Below are 15,372 nucleotides of genomic sequence, written 5' to 3'. Positions count from 1 at the left end.
CCATATTAAACGATTGATTGAAAATAATTCAAATATTTGCCCACTAATCAATCGAGATGAAAACGGCGACAGTAGCGCTACCGAATCCCTCGGCAAAGACATTCAACGGAGCGCTACATGAACCACCCGATTACCACCCGTACTCTTCCCCTGGCCGGCAAGACCGCCTTCGTCACCGGCGGCTCGCGCTCGATCGGCGCCGCCATCGCCAAACGGCTCGCCGCCGATGGCGCCAGCGTGGCATTCACCTATGCCGGTTCGCCGGACCAGGCCAGGTCGGTCGCTGCGGCGATCGAAGACGCCGGCGGACGCGCGCTCGCCATCCAGGCCGATGCGCGCCAGCCCGAGGCGGTACGGGCCGCCATCGCCAGGGCGGTGGAGACCTTCGGCGGCCTGGACATCCTGGTCAACAATGCCGGCGTCGCGGCGGCCCACCAGATCGAGGACGTCACGCTCGAGGACTACCATGCGATGGTCGCGGTCAATGTGACCGGCGTCTTCGTCGCCACCCAGGAAGCGGTGCGCCACATGAAGGAGGGCGGCCGCATCGTCCACATCGGCAGCACGATCGTCAGCTATGCCGGGGTGCCCGGCCTGGCCTTGTACGGGCTGACCAAGGGCGCCGTCGCCGGCTTCAACCGCAGCCTGGCGCGTGACCTCGGGCCGCGCGGCATCACGGTCAATACCGTGCATCCCGGACCGGTCGACACCGACATGAACCCCGGCGACAGCGACTTCGCCAGGCTCCTGACCCAGGGCATCGCGCTTGGCCGCTATGGGCAGCCGAACGAGATCGCCAGCGTCGTGGCCTTCCTGGCCAGCTCCGAAGCGTCGTTCGTCACCGGCGCCGACATCACGGCCGACGGCGGCTTCACTTCCTGAGCCCCACGAGGAGATCCATCATGAGCCAGGCTCTTCCCACGATCGGCATCATCGGCGCCGGCCACATCGGCGCCGCCTTCGCCCGCGCGCTTGCGCGCCGCGACATCGGGGCCGTTATCGCCAACAGCCGCGGTCCGGAAAGCCTGCGGGCGCTGGCCGCATCCATCGGACCCGGCATCCGGGCCGGCACCCGCGAGGAAGCGGCCGCCCAGGACATCGTGCTGGTCGCGGTGAACTGGTCGAAGCTGCCGGCCGCGCTGGCCGGACTGCCGGACTTCGGCGGACGCATCGTCGTCGACGCCAACAATCCGATCGAAGCGCCGCTGTTCAAGCCCATCGCGCTGCACGGACGCACGTCGAGCGAGGTGATCGCCGACCTCGCGCCCGGCGCCCGCGTGGTCAAGGCGTTCAACCACCTCGACCCGCGGCTGCTCGAGGCCGATCCGGCCGAGCGTGGCGGCCGGCGGGTCCTGTTCCTGGCCGGCGACGATGCGCGCGCCAGGGCGCAGGTGGGCATGCTGATCGAGCGCCTGGGCTTCGCCGGCATCGACCTCGGCACGCTGGCCCTGGGCGGTCGCATGACGCAGTTCCCGGGCGGGCCGCTGCCCTCGCTCGAGCTGGTGCGGCACGGCTGATGCCGGCCTTTCAATCTAAGGACAAGGACGAATCGATGTCTCATGCAAGCGAACCGGGCGCGCTCGACGCGGCCGCCCCGGCGCCGCCGGCCGCCTGGCTGGCCGTCTTCTCTCTCGCCTTCGGCGCCTTCGGGCTGGTGACGGCGGAATTCCTGCCCGTCAGCCTGCTGACGCCGATGGCGGCCGAGCTCGGGGTTTCCGCCGGCACGGTGGGGCAGGCCATCACCGCCACGGCCGTGGTGGCGGCCATCGCCGGGCCGTTATCGATCCTCGGCGCCGGCCGCATGGACCGGCGCAAGATCGTCTGGGGCTTGATGGCGCTGCTCGTGCTGTCGGGCGTCCTGTCGGCCTATGCGTCGACGATCGCGGTCCTGCTGCTCGCGCGCGGCCTGCTGGGCTTCGCCCTGGGCGCCTTCTGGGCGATGATGGCGGCCCTGGCCTTGCGCCTGGTCCCCGCCGACAAGGTGCCGCGGGCGATCTCGATCATCATCATGGGTATCTCGCTGGCGACGGTGTTCGCGGCGCCGCTGGGCGCTTTCCTGGGAGAGCGGTGGGGATGGCGCGCCACCTTCCTCGGGGCGTCCGGCATCGGCGCGCTGGCACTCGGGGCCCAGATGCTGGCGCTGCCGGCCTTGCCGGCCGTCGCCGCGCCGGGCCTGGCGTCGTTCAGGGCGGCGCTGTCGCGCCGTTCGGTGGCGCTCGGCCTTGGAACGGCGCTGCTCGTGATCTCGGGGCATTTCGCCGGATTTGCCTTCATCCGGCCGTTTCTCGAACAAGTCCCGCGCCTCGACGTCCCGACCATCTCGCTGGCGCTGCTGGTGTTCGGGCTCGGTGGCTTTATCGGTAACTTCATCGGCGGCGCGATCGCCGCGCGCAGTCCGGCGCTCGCGGTGGCCAGTGCCTCGCTCGTGATCGGTGCGGTCGCGCTTGCGCTTGGCCTGTTCGGAGAAAGCGCCGGCGTCGCGCTGCTGGCGACGGCGCTGTGGGGTGGCGCGTTCGGCGCCTTCCCGGTGTCGATATCGATCTGGAACGCGCGTTCGGCGCCCGACCATGCCGAGAGCGCCGGTGCGCTGCTGTCGTCCGTCTTCCAGGTCGCCATCGCCGCCGGGGCGGTGCTCGGTGGATTGGTCATCGACCGGTTCGGGCCCGCGGCGGTGTTTGCCTACGCCGCGATCGCCGCGCTGGCTGGCGCAACGGCGATGTTCGTCCTCGGCCGCGCCCAGGAACGGCGAACCCGGACGGCTTGAGCGCTGCGGCCTCAGGCCGTTGCGATACCGTACTTGCGACGCGCGCCCTGGTACTCATCGGTCAGCGCCGCGAGTCTCGGATGCTGGGGATCCTGCGCCCGAATCCCGTCGAGCAGCGTGGCCGCGGTGTCGCCCAGCGGGTGATCCCACCCCAGCTCGTTCACCTGGCGCAGGATGCCGCCGGCCGTCGCCACCATCACCTGCAGGTTGTTCGGCGCGATGTGTAGGGCCTCGAGCAGGGTCTGCACCGCCCCGCGCACGTCGCCCATATTGCGCTTTTCGTCGGCCACGCCGAGCAGGATCTGCGCCTGCGCCCGCAGTTGCTGGCCCATGCCCTCGACCATGTCGGTGCGGCCGGCGTTGACGAACACGTGCATCGCCTGGTCGACCGAGACGCCGCTGCTGGTGTCGTTCATCACCGTCAGCATGACGTTCGAGGCTTGTTCGTCCAGCTGGTGATCCAGGCATGCCTTGGCCAGGTCCATGCGCAGGCCGGGAGAGGTCGCGCCGCCGGCGCGCACCGCCGTCACCGCCGCCTGCAGCTCGGCCACCGCGGCGCCGGCGTTGCCGCTCTTGTCGAACACGAGCGAGTTGGCATAGGCGCGGCAGGCGTCCGCCGCCGGGTTGCCGCGCATCGAGCGCTCCAGGTCGCGCACCACGCCGGTGGCGCCGAGCAGGTCGTCGCGCGTCACCAGCGCCTTGACCAGGTTGACGTGGTCTTCGGGATTGCGGAATTCGGAATAGCGCGCCCTGGTCACCACCTGGCGGAAGGATTTTTCGGCGCCATCGACGTCGCCCGCCGCGAGCGCCACTTCGCCGAGCTTGCGCAGGCGCCGCACCACGTGCGGCGAGATCGCCACCGCGTCTTCGAGCACCTTCTTGGCCAGTTCCGGTTCGTCGCTCGCCTCCAGGCAACGCGCCAGCAGGTCGTAGCCGGCCATCAGGCGCGGGTTGGCGGCCAGCAGTTCTTCGAGGATGGTGCGGGCGTCGTCGACCTGGTCGAGGGCGAACAGGGCGCGCGCCATGCCCAGCGCGGCCCAGCCGAGTGGGCGCTCCGTCAATACCTCGCGGTAGACCGCGGCGGCCTCGTGGTGTTCGTTCAGGCTGGTGTGCAGTTCGGCGCGGATGCGGGCGAAGTCGGCGGCGTAGCGCGGTTGGGCGCTAGCGCCGTCGCCGCAGGCGGCGATCGCCTCGCGCGGCTTGCCCTGGGCCGCCAGTTGCCAGGCCGGGAGCAGGGCGGCGCGGCGCTCCAGCGCGCGCGTGATGCGCCCGCTGAGCATCTCCACCGTGAAGGGCTTGAGGACGTAGTCGGTCGGCGTCAGCTCGGCCGCGCTGACCACCTTGTCGTGGACGCCCTCGGAGGTGAGCATGATGAAGATCGTCGAGGCCGAGATCAGGCGGTGGTGGCGCAGGTCTTCCAGCAGCTGCTGGCCGTCCTGCCCTTCGCCGCTGCCGCCGGCCAGGTCGTACTCGCACAGGATGACGTCGTAGGCGCGCCGCTGCAGCTGGCGGATGGCCGTGTTGGCGTTGATCGCGTACTCGACCTTGCCGATGCCCGCCAGGTTCAGCATGTTCTGCAGGCTGGTGCGCATTCCCGGGTTCGGGTCGACCACCAGCACCGCCAGGTTTCCATTCTCTTGCATCGTCGCTTTCGTCCAGGTCATCCCGCGCCTCGGCGAGGGCGAGCGTTCAAGTATTGTCTACCGTAAAGATACCGGCAAGTGTCAATCCGATCAAGGAAACCGCAGTAGCATATTGTCGCCTGGCCGCGGGCCCGACCATAGTGCAACACTGTATAATAGCGGGCTATCTTCCACCCTAGCAGCCACGCTGCATCAACGACTGTCCAAGCCATGTTGATTCTGCCGGGTTCCAATGCCCTGTCCGCCTTCCGTAGCCAACGCCTCCTGAGCCAACTGCAAGCCGTCGCCCCGTCGATTGCCGCCGTCCAGGGACGCTTCTACCACTTCATCGACACCAGCGCGCCGCTCAGCGCCGACGATACGCAACGGCTATCGGCCATGCTCACCTACGGCGAGCCTGCGGCCGAAACGCTGTACGAGGGCGTGACCGAGGAGTTCTTCGTCATTCCGCGCCTGGGCACGATCTCGCCCTGGGCCTCGAAGGCGACCGACATCGCCCACAACTGCGGCATGGGCCACGTGCACCGCATCGAGCGCGGCGTCGGCTACACGGTCGTGCTCAAGAGCGGCATCCTGGGCAGCAGCATCGGCGCCGCCAAAAAGCTCACGAGCGAGGAACTGGAAGCCGTCAGCGCGCTGCTGCACGACCGCATGACCGAATCGGTGCTGCGCAGCGCCGACGACGCCCAGCACCTGTTCAACGAACTCGCAGGCAAGCAGCTGGAGAGCATCGACGTACTGGGCGCGGGCCGCGACGCGCTGGTGCGCGCCAACACGGAGCTTGGCCTGGCGATGTCGGAAGACGAAGTCGACTACCTGCACGACGCCTTCACCCGCGCCCAGCGCAACCCGACCGACGTCGAACTGATGATGTTCGCCCAGGCGAACAGCGAGCACTGCCGCCACAAGATCTTCAACGCCGACTGGATCATCGACGGCGTCAAGCAGGACAAATCGCTGTTCGGCATGATCAAGAACACGCACCAGTTGAACCCGCGCGGCACCGTGGTCGCCTACAGCGACAACTCGTCGATCATCGAAGGCGCGACCGTGACCCGCTTCTTCCCGCGCGACGGCCAGGAATACGCCGCGTCGACCGAGCTGGTGCACACCCTGATGAAGGTCGAGACTCACAACCACCCGACCGCGATCTCGCCATTCCCGGGCGCCTCGACCGGCGCCGGCGGAGAGATCCGCGACGAGGGCGCGACCGGCCGCGGCGCCAAGCCGAAGGCGGGTCTGACCGGCTTCACGGTGTCGAACCTGCTGCTGCCGGATGCGCAGCGCCCGTGGGAAAACGCGTCGGACGTCACCAAGGGCGAGCGCAGCGATACTGTCTACGGCAAGCCGGAGCGCATCGCCTCGCCGCTGCAGATCATGATCGACGGTCCGATCGGCGGCGCCGCTTTCAGCAATGAATTCGGCCGCCCGGTCCTGGGCGGTTATTTCCGCGCCTACGAACAGAACGTCGGCGCCGCGAACGCGGTCTACGGCTACCACAAGCCGATCATGATCGCCGGCGGCATCGGCAACATCTCGGCCAGGCACACCCACAAGGATGACATCCCGGTCGGCAGCCTGCTGATCCAGCTGGGCGGCCCGGGCATGCGCATCGGCATGGGCGGCAGCGCCGCCTCGTCGATGGCGACCGGCACCAATACCGCCGACCTGGACTTCGACTCGGTCCAGCGCGGCAACCCGGAAATGGAACGCCGCGCGCAGGAAGTCATCAACGGCTGCTGGCAGCTGGGCGAGGACAATCCGATCATCTCGATCCACGATGTCGGCGCCGGCGGCCTGTCGAACGCCTTCCCGGAAATCGTCAACGACGCCAAGCGCGGCGCGATCTTCGAGCTGCGCAAGGTGCCGCTGGAGGAGAGCGGTCTCGCACCAAAGGAAATTTGGTCTAACGAGTCGCAGGAGCGATATGTGTTGGCTATTTCTCCAGATAACCTTGCAAAATTTGCATCGCTGTGCGAGCGCGAGCGCTGCCCGTTCGCCGTGGTCGGCACCGCCACCGAAGAGCGCCAGCTGAAACTGATCGACGATCAGGAAGGCAACGCGCCGGTCGACATGCCGATGGAAGTCCTGCTCGGCAAGCCGCCGAAGATGCTGCGCGACGTCGAACACGTCCAGCACGCATTCCCGCCGGTGGACCTGACCGGCATCGAACTGCCGGAAGCGGCGCGCCGCGTGCTGCTCAATCCGGCCGTGGCCGATAAATCGTTCCTGATCACCATCGGCGACCGCAGCGTCGGCGCCACCAGCGTGCGCGACCAGATGGTCGGCCCATGGCAGGTGCCGGTCGCCGACTGCGCCGTCACCGCGATGGCCTTCGAAGGCTTCGTGGGCGAGGCGATGGCGATGGGCGAGCGCACCCCGCTGGCCGTGATCGACGCCGCCGCCTCGGGCCGCATGGCCGTGGGCGAGGCCATCACCAATATCGCGGCCGCCGCGATCGACGACATCTCGGACATCAAGCTGTCGGCCAACTGGATGGCGGCCTGCGGCCAGCCTGGCCAGGACGCGGCGCTGTTCGACACCGTGAAGGCGGTCGGCATGGAACTGTGCCCGGCGCTGGGCGTGTCGATCCCGGTCGGCAAGGATTCTCTGTCGATGCGCACCACCTGGAACGACGATGGCCAGAACAAGGCCGTGATCTCTCCGGTGTCGCTGATCGTGTCCTCGTTCGCGCCGGTGGCCGACGTGCGCCGCTCGCTGACCCCGCAACTGCGCACGGACAGCGGCGACACCGCCCTGATCCTGGTCGACCTGGGCCGCGGCAAGAACCGCCTGGGCGCCTCGATCCTGGCGCAAGTGACGCAGCAGCTGGGCGACTCGGTGCCGGACGTCGATTCGCCGCAAGACCTGAAAGCCTTCTTCGTCGCGATCCAGCAGCTGAACAAGGACGGCAAGCTGCTGGCCTATCACGACCGCTCGGATGGCGGCCTGTTCGCTACGCTGACGGAGATGGCCTTCGCCGGCCGCACCGGCGTGTCGGTCAACCTCGACATCCTGACCATGGAAGGCGAGCACGCCTCCGACTGGGGCGACGCCAAGAACTGGGCCGGCCAGGTGGCCGAGCGCCGCAACGAGATGACCCTGCGCGCGCTGTTTTCCGAAGAGCTGGGCGCCGTGATCCAGGTGCGCGCGGATGACAAGAGCGCGGTGATGAACGTGCTGCGCGACCAGGGCCTGGGCGCCTGCAGCCACATCATCGGTAAACTCAACGACCGCGGCGCGATCGAGTTTACGCGTGACGCGAAAGTGATCTACAACGAGTCGCGCAGCAGCCTGCACCGCCTGTGGAGCGAGACCAGCTGGCGCATCGCGCGCCTGCGCGACAATCCGGCCTGCGCCGATTCGGAATACGACCGCCTGCTGGACGAGACCGACCCGGGCATGCAGCCGAAGATCACCTTCGACCTGGCGGACAACGTCGCCGCGCCGTTCATCGCGACCGGCGTGCGTCCGCGCGTGGCCATCCTGCGCGAGCAGGGCGTCAACTCGCACGTCGAAACCGCGTGGGTGATGCACCAGGCCGGCTTCGCCGCGATCGACGTCCACATGAGCGACCTGATCGCCGGCCGCGCCAGGCTGGACGACTTCCACGGCGTCATCGCCGTCGGCGGCTTCTCGTACGGCGACGTGCTGGGCGCGGGCGAAGGCTGGGCCAAGACCATCCTGTTCAACCCGCAGCTCTCCGAGCAGTTCGCCAGGTTCTTCCAGCGCCAGGATACCTTCGGCCTGGGCGTCTGCAACGGCTGCCAGATGATGAGCAACCTGAAGTCGATCATCCCGGGCGCGCAGGCGTGGCCGAAGTTCACCCGCAACAAGTCGGAACAGTTCGAAGCGCGCTTCGGCATGGTCGAGGTGCTGGATTCGCCGTCGATCTTCTTCGCGGGCATGGCCGGCACCCAGGCCCCGATCGCGATCGCCCATGGCGAAGGTTTCGCCGACTTCTCGCTGACCGGCGACATGAAAGCGGTCAACCAGGCGATGCGTTTCGTCGACAATCGCGGCCAGGCCACCGAAGTGTATCCGTTCAATCCGAACGGTTCGCCGGGCGGGCTGACCTCGGTCACCACCGACGACGGCCGTTTCACCGTGCTGATGCCGCACGCGGAGCGCGTGTTCCGTGCGGCCACGCATTCGTGGGCGCCGGAAGCGTGGGGCGATGAGTCGCCGTGGATGCGCATGTTCCGCAATGCGCGCAAGTGGGTTGGCTGATCGTTTGATGCATCGATCATGAACGCCTCTTCGGAGGCGTTTTCTTTTGGCGCTGTACCCGTTAGATATGGATGAGCATTGAACTGCTGAGCTGACCCGCGGTCCAACCCCGGTCCTCATCGATCGGGAGCACGCAATGAAAGCGCCGGAGTTTGCGAAGCTGTTCAACGGGTTGCCGCTGCTGAACCAGCCGCAGCGCCAGCAGGTGCTCGCCGTCCTGCATCCGGCAGCCAGGCTCGACCGAGTGATCGCCCTCATCGGCGAGATCCGGTCAAAGGAGCGCTGCTGCCCGGACTGCGGCTGCGAGCGTTGTCACCGCCATGGCCAGGCCAACGACTTGCAGCGCTTTCGCTGCCGCGCATGCGGCCGCACCTTCAACGACCTGACCGGCACGCCGCTGGCGCGGCTCAGGCACAAGGACAAGTGGCTCGATTACCTGGACACGGTGCTCGATTCCCGCACGGTCCGTTCTGCGGCCAAGCGGGTCGGCGTCCACCGGAACACGACCTTTCGCTGGCGCCACCGCTTCCTCGACCGGGTCAAGGACGACCGGCCCGAGCGCCTGGCCCGCATCGTCGAGGCCGACGAGATGTTCCTGCTCGAATGCAGAAGGGGTCGCGCAAGCTCGATCGCCCTGCGCGCAAACGCGGTGGCAGGGCCGCCCTGCGCGGCATTTCACGTCACCTCGACTGCATCCTGGTGGCGCGCGACCGCAGCGGACAGACGATCGATGCCGTCACCGGCCGCGGCGCCTTGAAGGTGACCCAACTGATCAAGCACCTGCTGCCGAAACTCGATTCGCAAGCGCTGCTGGTCACCGACGCCAACGCCGCCTATCGCGCCTTCGCCCAAGCGCATGGCATTGCGCACCAGGCCGTCAATCTCAGTGCCGGCGAGCGGGTCCGCAGCGGCGTCGAGGGCGCGATCCATGTTCAACATGTGAACGCATATCACCGGCGCTTCAAGGAATGGCTGGCGCGCTTCCATGGCGTGGCATCGCGCTGGCTACCCAACTACCTTGGCTGGCATTGGGCGATCGATGGTGGGAGGGTCCCTTCCGTCGAGCAATTGCTGCGTATCGCATTCAAGGTCATCAACAGATAACGATGACAGCGCCTTTCTTTTGCCGGTATGTATGCACATGATCGGGAGTCAGGTGCGGATGGTCCGGATACTCAGCACCGTCGTTCAGCAGCACGGCATGTGGCTTCGACCGCGGCGGGCGTTGGGAAGCGCTCGGCCAGTAATGCCTCGTATCAGGCGGCGCGCTTCAACACATACTCGACTTCCGCGCCGTCTCCTTCGATACGTTCCCAGCCCAGGCGGGCATAGAAGCCATCGGCCCTGGTGCCGGAGCCGGTGCTCAGCTTGAGCTCGTCGAACCCGAGCGAGAACAACCAGTCGGTCGCCAGTGCGAGCAAGGTCTTCGCCATTCCCCGGCCCTCGTGGCCTGGCTCGACGAACAAGGCCCAGATCGAGCCATCGGTGCGGTTCGCATAGCTGAAAGCGACCGTCGCATCGTCGATCTGCGCCACCCAGCCGCGGCCGTCCCGTTCCAGGAAATCCTCGTACATCTGCCGCGTGATGCGACTCGGATCGCGCAGGCGGTTCTCATTGACGGCCAGTCGTATGCGCGACATGGCCGGTATGTCGTCGGCATTGGCCTGCCTGAAGATCGCGCCTGTCATGGCCGAACCCTGTGCGGATTGCCTTGCGCAGCGTTTTCGACAATCCAGAACACGGGCCGGAACAGCATGCCGAAGTAGTCAACATCCATCGGGGTAAGCGCCAGGGAAAACCGCAACGATAACAGATACGTCCAGGCATGAGATGCACGGATATTCACATCGGGCAGGGGATTGGCGCCATGACGCGACCGCAAGGCGCACGACCATAAAAAAAGCGCCCCCTCAGGAGCGCTCTTCGATGCCGTCAAGCGGCGATTACTGCACCTTGGCCTTCTTGACCAGGCTTTCGCGGTAGGCGGCCAGCTGACGCTGCTGCAGGCCTTCCGCGACTTGCTGCTTGACTTCGTCCAGCGGCGGGACTTTGGCCGCGCGCACGTCTTCCAGCTTGATGACGTGGAAGCCGAACTGCGATTTGACCGGGGTCTCGGTGATGGCGCCTTTTTGCAGGGCGACCATGGCTTTCGAGAACTCAGGCACGTAGGTGGCCGGGCTTGCCCAGCCCAGGTCGCCGCCGTTCTGGGCGCTGCCGTCTTTCGACTGCTTGGCCAGCTCTTCGAACTTGGCGCCGCCCTTCAGCTTGGCGATGATGTCCTTGGCGGTGGCTTCGGAATCGACCAGAATGTGGCGGGCGTGGTATTCCTTGTCGCCGATCATGGCTTTCTGCTTGTCGTACTCGGCCTTGATCTCGGCATCCTTGACCGGGTTCTTCTTGACGTAGTCGGCCAGCATCGCATTGATGATGATGCTCTGGCGGGCATTGTCGATGGCCGATTTGACGTCGGCGCGGTTGCCGATGTTCTGCTTGTCGGCTTCCTGGATCAACACTTCACGGCTGATCAGGTCTTTCTTGATCGCTTCGCGCAGCTCAGGGGAATCGGTGGCGCGGCCCTGGGCGACGACTTGCTTGACCAGCTGGTCGACCCTCGCTTGCGGGATCGCCTTGCCATTGACGGTTGCAGCGTTTTGCGCGAGTGCAGGCAGGGCAACCAATGCGGTCATGGCTAACAACAGGCGGGCTGGCTTCAAAATCATTGTTGAGATCCTATATAAACACGGTAAGTATCGCCGCAGGCGACGAAAGCCGGCGCAAACTCAGCGCCGGCGACAGCACATATTACTGCACCTTTGCCTTTTTGACCATTTGCTCCTGGTAGTCACGCAGCTTCTCTTGCGACAGGGAGTCGGCGATCTGCGGCTTGACTTCTTCGAGCGACGGCAGCTTGACAGCACGGGTGTCGTCCAGCTTGATCACGTGGAAGCCGGCATTGGTCTTGACCGGCACGTCGGTGATCGCGCCTTTCTGCAGCTTGGTGAAACCGGCCGAGAACTCCGGCGGCAGGGCGTTCGGGGTGACCCAGTCCAGGTCGCCGCCGTTGTTGGCGGTGCCGGTGTCCTTCGAGGTCTTGGCCATGTCTTCGAACTTGGCGCCGCCTTTCAGCTTGCCGATGGCGGCCTTGGCTTCGTCCTCGGTCGCGAACAGGATGTGACGCACATGGTATTCCTTGTCGCCGGTCTGGGCCTTGAACTTGTCGTACTCGGCCTTGATCTGGGCGTCGCTCACCGGATTCTTGGTGATGTACTCACGGGCCAGGGCGTTGACGACGATCGACTGGCGGGCGTTGTCCAGCGCTTCGCGCACTTCGGGCTTCTTGTCGTAGCCTTGCTTGACGGCTTCTTGCATCAGCACTTCGCGGGCGATCAGGTCGTTCTTGACGGCTTCGCGCAGTTGTGGCGAATCCTGGCCCTGGCCCTGGGCCACGACCTGCTTGACGACGGCTTCCGCGCGCGACGAAGGGATCGCCTTGCCGTTCACCACCGCGAGGTTCTGGGCGAAAGCGGGAGCCGATGCGACGGCGACAAGGGCTAACAGCAGGCGAGCTGGCTTAAAGGTCATGTGTGTTCCTGTAGCGGGGATAGTTGCTGGACGAGATTGGATTAATTGTTTTGACTAGCAATGCAAATTGTCGGGCACATTACTTAAAACTGCCTGAAGCCGACGCTCAGGACAGCTCGGAAGGCGCGACCGCGTTGATGGCGAGCGCGTGGATTTCCGCCTTGTTGATCATATCGTGAACGGCATCATACACAAGACGATGGCGCATGACCAGCTTGAGGCCTTCGAAGCGCGATGACACGATTTTGACCGTGTAATGGCTGCCCCCGGTGTTGCCCGCGTGGCCGGCGTGCAGGTGCGAGTCGTCGATGATCTCGAGCGACGCCGGGGCCAGCTCGGCCTCGAGGATGGCGCGCAGGCGTGCTTCGCGGTCGATGGTGGTCATGCTTCTTCCTCCTTGATGTATTTTGAAAGCATCATCATCTGGATCACGATGAACCCGAACATGATGCCGGTAAAGCCGAACAGCTTGAAGCTGACCCACGCGCTGGTGTCGTTACGGAAGACCACGAAGGCCATCAACAGGTTCAACAGCCCCATGCCGGCGAAGAACAGGATCCAGCTGTAGCCGAGTCGACTCCATACCACGTCGGGCAGCTTGATATTGGCTTCCATCACGGAGCGCATCAGGTTCTTCTTGTAGAACACCTGCGCCACCAGCAGGGCGACGGCGAAGGCCCAATACAGGATGGTCGGCTTCCATTTGATAAACAGGTCGTCATGGAAATAGATTGTGGCGCCGCCGGCCACCAGGATCACGGCCATCGACAGCCACAGCATATTGTCGACCTTGCGACCCCGCACCAGCAGGTAGCCCACCTGCAGCGCAGTGGCGACGATCGCCACCGCGGTGGCCAGCAGAATCGCCGACTGTGAGGGCGGCACCGCGCCGCCCGCGATCAGGCCACCCAGGTATTCGATGGCCATCCGGTGCGCCCATTCCTGGTTGCTGTCGCCGTATTTGTAGACGCCAAAGAACAGGAGGACCGGGAACAGGTCGAACAGAAATTTCTTCACTGCGTCACCTTCAGATCGGTTCGAACCGCATCGAGGCGGAATTGATGCAATAGCGCAGGCCGGTCGGCGGCGGGCCGTCCGGGAACACGTGGCCCAGGTGGGCGTCGCATACGCCGCAAATGACTTCGGTGCGCACCATGCCGTGGCTGCGGTCGACCTTCTCGATCACATTCGCCGGGTCGAGGGCCTTGAAGTAGCTGGGCCAGCCGCAGCCCGAGTCGAACTTGGTGTCCGATTCGAACAGCGGGGTGTCGCAGCACACGCAGTGATAAATGCCGTGTTCGTGGTGGTCCCAGTACTTGCCGGTGAAGGCGCGCTCGGTGGCGGCGTGGCGGGTCACCTGGTATTCCATCGGGTCGAGCTGGTCGCGCCACTCGGCGTCGGTCTTGGTCACTTTGTCGGTCATGATTCTCTTTCGTTGTATGAGAGGCTGGGCCCGGATGCGGCCCAGGCGAGGCTCAGGACGAGCAGCTCACCTCGAGGTGGGCCGCCCAGTCGGGCGGCAGGGCCGCATAGGATTCGTTGTCGGGCTGTTCGTCGAACGGGCGTTCCAGCACGGCCAGCAGCTTGTGCACGCCACCGACATCGCCGTTCTGCGCCTGTTCGATGGCGATCTGCGCCAGATAGTTGCGCAGGATGTATTTCGGATTGACCCCGTGCATGGCCTCGCGCCTGGCCGCGTCGCTGCTCGCTTCCTGGCGCAGGCGGGCGCGGTATTCGCCGGTCCAGGCATCGCAGGCGGCGCGGTCGATGAAGAGGTCGCGCAATGGTTCGTCCAGGGCGGGCTCGTCGACGCGCAGCTCGCCCAGGCGTCGGAAGAAGAGCGTGAAATCGGCGTGGTTGTCCTGCAGCAGCGTGAACATATTGTCGAACAGGGCCGCATCGCCGTCGCGCGTTTCCATCAGGCCGAGCTTGGCATGCAGCAGGGTGTCGAGCTGGCGGCCGAACTCGGGACGGTAGACGTCGAGCGCTTCCTCGGCCGCCTCGGGCTCGCCGATCAGCGGCAGCAGGGCATTGGCCAGCGCATAGCAGTTCCAGTGGCCGACCGGCACCTGGTTGGCGTAGGAATAGCGGCCGCCCTGGTCCGTGTGGTTGCAGATGTGCTTGGCATCAAAGGCTTCCATGAAGCCGAACGGGCCGTAGTCCAGGGTCAGGCCCAGGATCGACATATTGTCGGTGTTCATCACGCCATGCATGAAGCCGACCGCCTGCCAGTGCGCGATCATGCGCGCGGTGCGGCGGGTGACTTCGGCCAGCAATTCCTGATAGGGGTTGGCTGCGCCCTGGAACTCCGGGTAGAACTGGCGGATGACGTAGTCGGCCAGCGTCTTGAGCTCGGCCTCCTTCCCGCGCGACGCCCAGTGCTCGAAGGAGCCAAAGCGCACGAAAGTGGGGGCCATGCGCGTCACGACGGCGGTACTCTCCATCGTCTCGCGCGCAACCTGCTGTGGCGAGCCGGTCACCATCAGTGCGCGCGTGGTCGGGATGCCGAGGGCGGCCATGGCTTCGGAGCACAGGAATTCGCGGATCGACGAGCGCAGCACGGCGCGGCCGTCGCCCATGCGCGAATACGGCGTGCGGCCGGCGCCTTTCAGCTGCAGCTCCATCGGGCCGCCCGGCGTCGCGAGGTCGCCCAGCGTGATCGCGCGGCCGTCACCCAGCTGGCCGGCCCAGACGCCGAACTGGTGGCCGGAATACACGGCGGACAGGGGCTGAGAACGCGCCGCGACCTGATTGCCGGTAAACACGTCGACAAAATCGGGGCGAGCGAGATCCGCTGCATCCAGCCCGATCAGGGCGGCAGCGGGGCTGCTTGCCGCCACGAAATGGGGCGATGGCAGCGGCGTCGGCATGAGGCGCGTGTAGAACGCCGGTGGCAATTCGGCAAACGAATTGTTCAGTGGAAGTTCGTCGGCAGTGATGGCAGTGTCCGTGGCAAAGTGGGCAAGATTGGCGGGATTTTACCGCACCAGGCCGATTCTATTCGCGCACTTGTGCAGTGTGGGCCGGCGTTACATCCGGTAACGGCTCGTTGCCGATCCGGCTCAAGGCGTTGATGCAGTGCATCATCGAATCCGGTTGACGGTCGACCGAATCGGGAACGACACTTTTCTTGTTGCCATTCCATTCACGGAG

Annotated in this window: 12 protein-coding genes and 1 pseudogene; 5 read left to right on the top strand and 8 right to left on the bottom strand. The window is 65.7% G+C overall.

Annotation, left to right across the window (positions count from 1 at the left end; translation table 11 throughout):
- Positions 1–117: 117 nt before the first annotated feature.
- The 3 genes from DIR46_RS01070 to DIR46_RS01060 are packed head-to-tail and all read left to right on the top strand — an operon-like array spanning position 118 to position 2,764.
- Entirely contained in the window at positions 118–882 is a 765-nt protein-coding gene (locus DIR46_RS01070; RefSeq protein WP_109343591.1) for a 3-oxoacyl-ACP reductase family protein, read from the top strand.
- Positions 879–1,517, top strand: coding sequence for an NADPH-dependent F420 reductase (locus DIR46_RS01065; RefSeq protein ID WP_379763999.1), 639 nt, complete (start codon positions 879–881; stop codon positions 1,515–1,517). Before DIR46_RS01070 ends, DIR46_RS01065 begins: the two co-directional genes overlap by 4 nt.
- A 35-nt stretch (positions 1,518–1,552) precedes the next feature.
- The gene (locus tag DIR46_RS01060) at positions 1,553–2,764 is read left to right on the top strand and encodes an MFS transporter (protein ID WP_109347860.1); all 1,212 of its coding nucleotides are present in this window, start codon (positions 1,553–1,555) and stop codon (positions 2,762–2,764) included.
- Between the two features lie 11 nt (positions 2,765–2,775).
- Here DIR46_RS01060 and DIR46_RS01055 read toward each other — a convergent pair whose 3' ends face one another.
- Positions 2,776–4,407 (bottom strand): tetratricopeptide repeat protein, encoded by a 1,632-nt coding sequence (locus tag DIR46_RS01055; RefSeq protein WP_109347859.1) that lies wholly within the window; start codon positions 4,405–4,407, stop codon positions 2,776–2,778.
- Between the two features lie 210 nt (positions 4,408–4,617).
- Here DIR46_RS01055 and purL point away from each other — a divergent pair, with 210 nt between their 5' ends.
- A complete protein-coding gene (purL, locus tag DIR46_RS01050; RefSeq protein ID WP_109343589.1) occupies positions 4,618–8,637 on the top strand; it encodes a phosphoribosylformylglycinamidine synthase in 4,020 nt (1,339 codons plus the stop codon).
- A gap of 136 nt (positions 8,638–8,773) precedes the next feature.
- Positions 8,774–9,741, top strand: a pseudogene (locus DIR46_RS01045) (IS1595 family transposase).
- 152 nt (positions 9,742–9,893) lie between these two features.
- Here DIR46_RS01045 and DIR46_RS01040 read toward each other — a convergent pair.
- From DIR46_RS01040 to DIR46_RS01010, 7 genes are all read right to left on the bottom strand, one after another.
- Positions 9,894–10,325, bottom strand: coding sequence for a GNAT family N-acetyltransferase (locus DIR46_RS01040; RefSeq protein WP_229446450.1), 432 nt, complete (start codon positions 10,323–10,325; stop codon positions 9,894–9,896).
- Between the two features lie 255 nt (positions 10,326–10,580).
- Positions 10,581–11,357, bottom strand: coding sequence for a peptidylprolyl isomerase (locus tag DIR46_RS01035; protein WP_109343588.1), 777 nt, complete (start codon positions 11,355–11,357; stop codon positions 10,581–10,583).
- Positions 11,358–11,439: 82 nt separating this feature from the next.
- Complete coding sequence (locus DIR46_RS01030; protein ID WP_109343587.1) at positions 11,440–12,219, bottom strand: peptidylprolyl isomerase; 780 nt, start codon at positions 12,217–12,219, stop codon at positions 11,440–11,442.
- 106 nt (positions 12,220–12,325) lie between these two features.
- The gene (locus DIR46_RS01025; RefSeq protein WP_109343586.1) at positions 12,326–12,604 is read right to left on the bottom strand and encodes a BolA family protein; all 279 of its coding nucleotides are present in this window, start codon (positions 12,602–12,604) and stop codon (positions 12,326–12,328) included.
- Positions 12,601–13,236 (bottom strand): septation protein A, encoded by a 636-nt coding sequence (locus DIR46_RS01020; protein ID WP_109343585.1) that lies wholly within the window; start codon positions 13,234–13,236, stop codon positions 12,601–12,603. The genes DIR46_RS01025 and DIR46_RS01020 overlap by 4 nt, the downstream gene beginning before the upstream one ends.
- A gap of 10 nt (positions 13,237–13,246) precedes the next feature.
- The gene (gene msrB / locus DIR46_RS01015; protein WP_109343584.1) at positions 13,247–13,642 is read right to left on the bottom strand and encodes a peptide-methionine (R)-S-oxide reductase MsrB; all 396 of its coding nucleotides are present in this window, start codon (positions 13,640–13,642) and stop codon (positions 13,247–13,249) included.
- Positions 13,643–13,694: 52 nt separating this feature from the next.
- On the bottom strand, positions 13,695–15,158 hold the full coding sequence (locus DIR46_RS01010; RefSeq protein WP_441295133.1) for a protein adenylyltransferase SelO: 1,464 nt from the start codon (positions 15,156–15,158) through the stop codon (positions 13,695–13,697).
- Positions 15,159–15,372: the final 214 nt, after the last annotated feature.

It is taken from the genome of Massilia oculi, from assembly GCF_003143515.1.
Classification (GTDB): Bacteria; Pseudomonadota; Gammaproteobacteria; order Burkholderiales; family Burkholderiaceae_D; genus Telluria; species Telluria oculi.
The sequence above is the reverse complement of the archived record's forward strand: the minus strand, read 5'-3'. Positions and strand labels throughout refer to the sequence as shown.

What these genes read in the sequence shown, in the direction of transcription:
- DIR46_RS01070 (WP_109343591.1), top strand. Translation starts at nt 118, where the DNA reads ATGAACCACCCGATTACCACCCGTACTCTTCCCCTGGCCGGCAAGACC.
- DIR46_RS01060 (WP_109347860.1), top strand. Translation starts at nt 1,553, where the DNA reads ATGTCTCATGCAAGCGAACCGGGCGCGCTCGACGCGGCCGCCCCGGCG.
- DIR46_RS01055 (WP_109347859.1), bottom strand. Translation starts at nt 4,407, where the DNA reads ATGCAAGAGAATGGAAACCTGGCGGTGCTGGTGGTCGACCCGAACCCG.
- purL (WP_109343589.1), top strand. Translation starts at nt 4,618, where the DNA reads ATGTTGATTCTGCCGGGTTCCAATGCCCTGTCCGCCTTCCGTAGCCAA.
- DIR46_RS01040 (WP_229446450.1), bottom strand. Translation starts at nt 10,325, where the DNA reads ATGACAGGCGCGATCTTCAGGCAGGCCAATGCCGACGACATACCGGCC.
- DIR46_RS01035 (WP_109343588.1), bottom strand. Translation starts at nt 11,357, where the DNA reads ATGATTTTGAAGCCAGCCCGCCTGTTGTTAGCCATGACCGCATTGGTT.
- DIR46_RS01030 (WP_109343587.1), bottom strand. Translation starts at nt 12,219, where the DNA reads ATGACCTTTAAGCCAGCTCGCCTGCTGTTAGCCCTTGTCGCCGTCGCA.
- DIR46_RS01025 (WP_109343586.1), bottom strand. Translation starts at nt 12,604, where the DNA reads ATGACCACCATCGACCGCGAAGCACGCCTGCGCGCCATCCTCGAGGCC.
- msrB (WP_109343584.1), bottom strand. Translation starts at nt 13,642, where the DNA reads ATGACCGACAAAGTGACCAAGACCGACGCCGAGTGGCGCGACCAGCTC.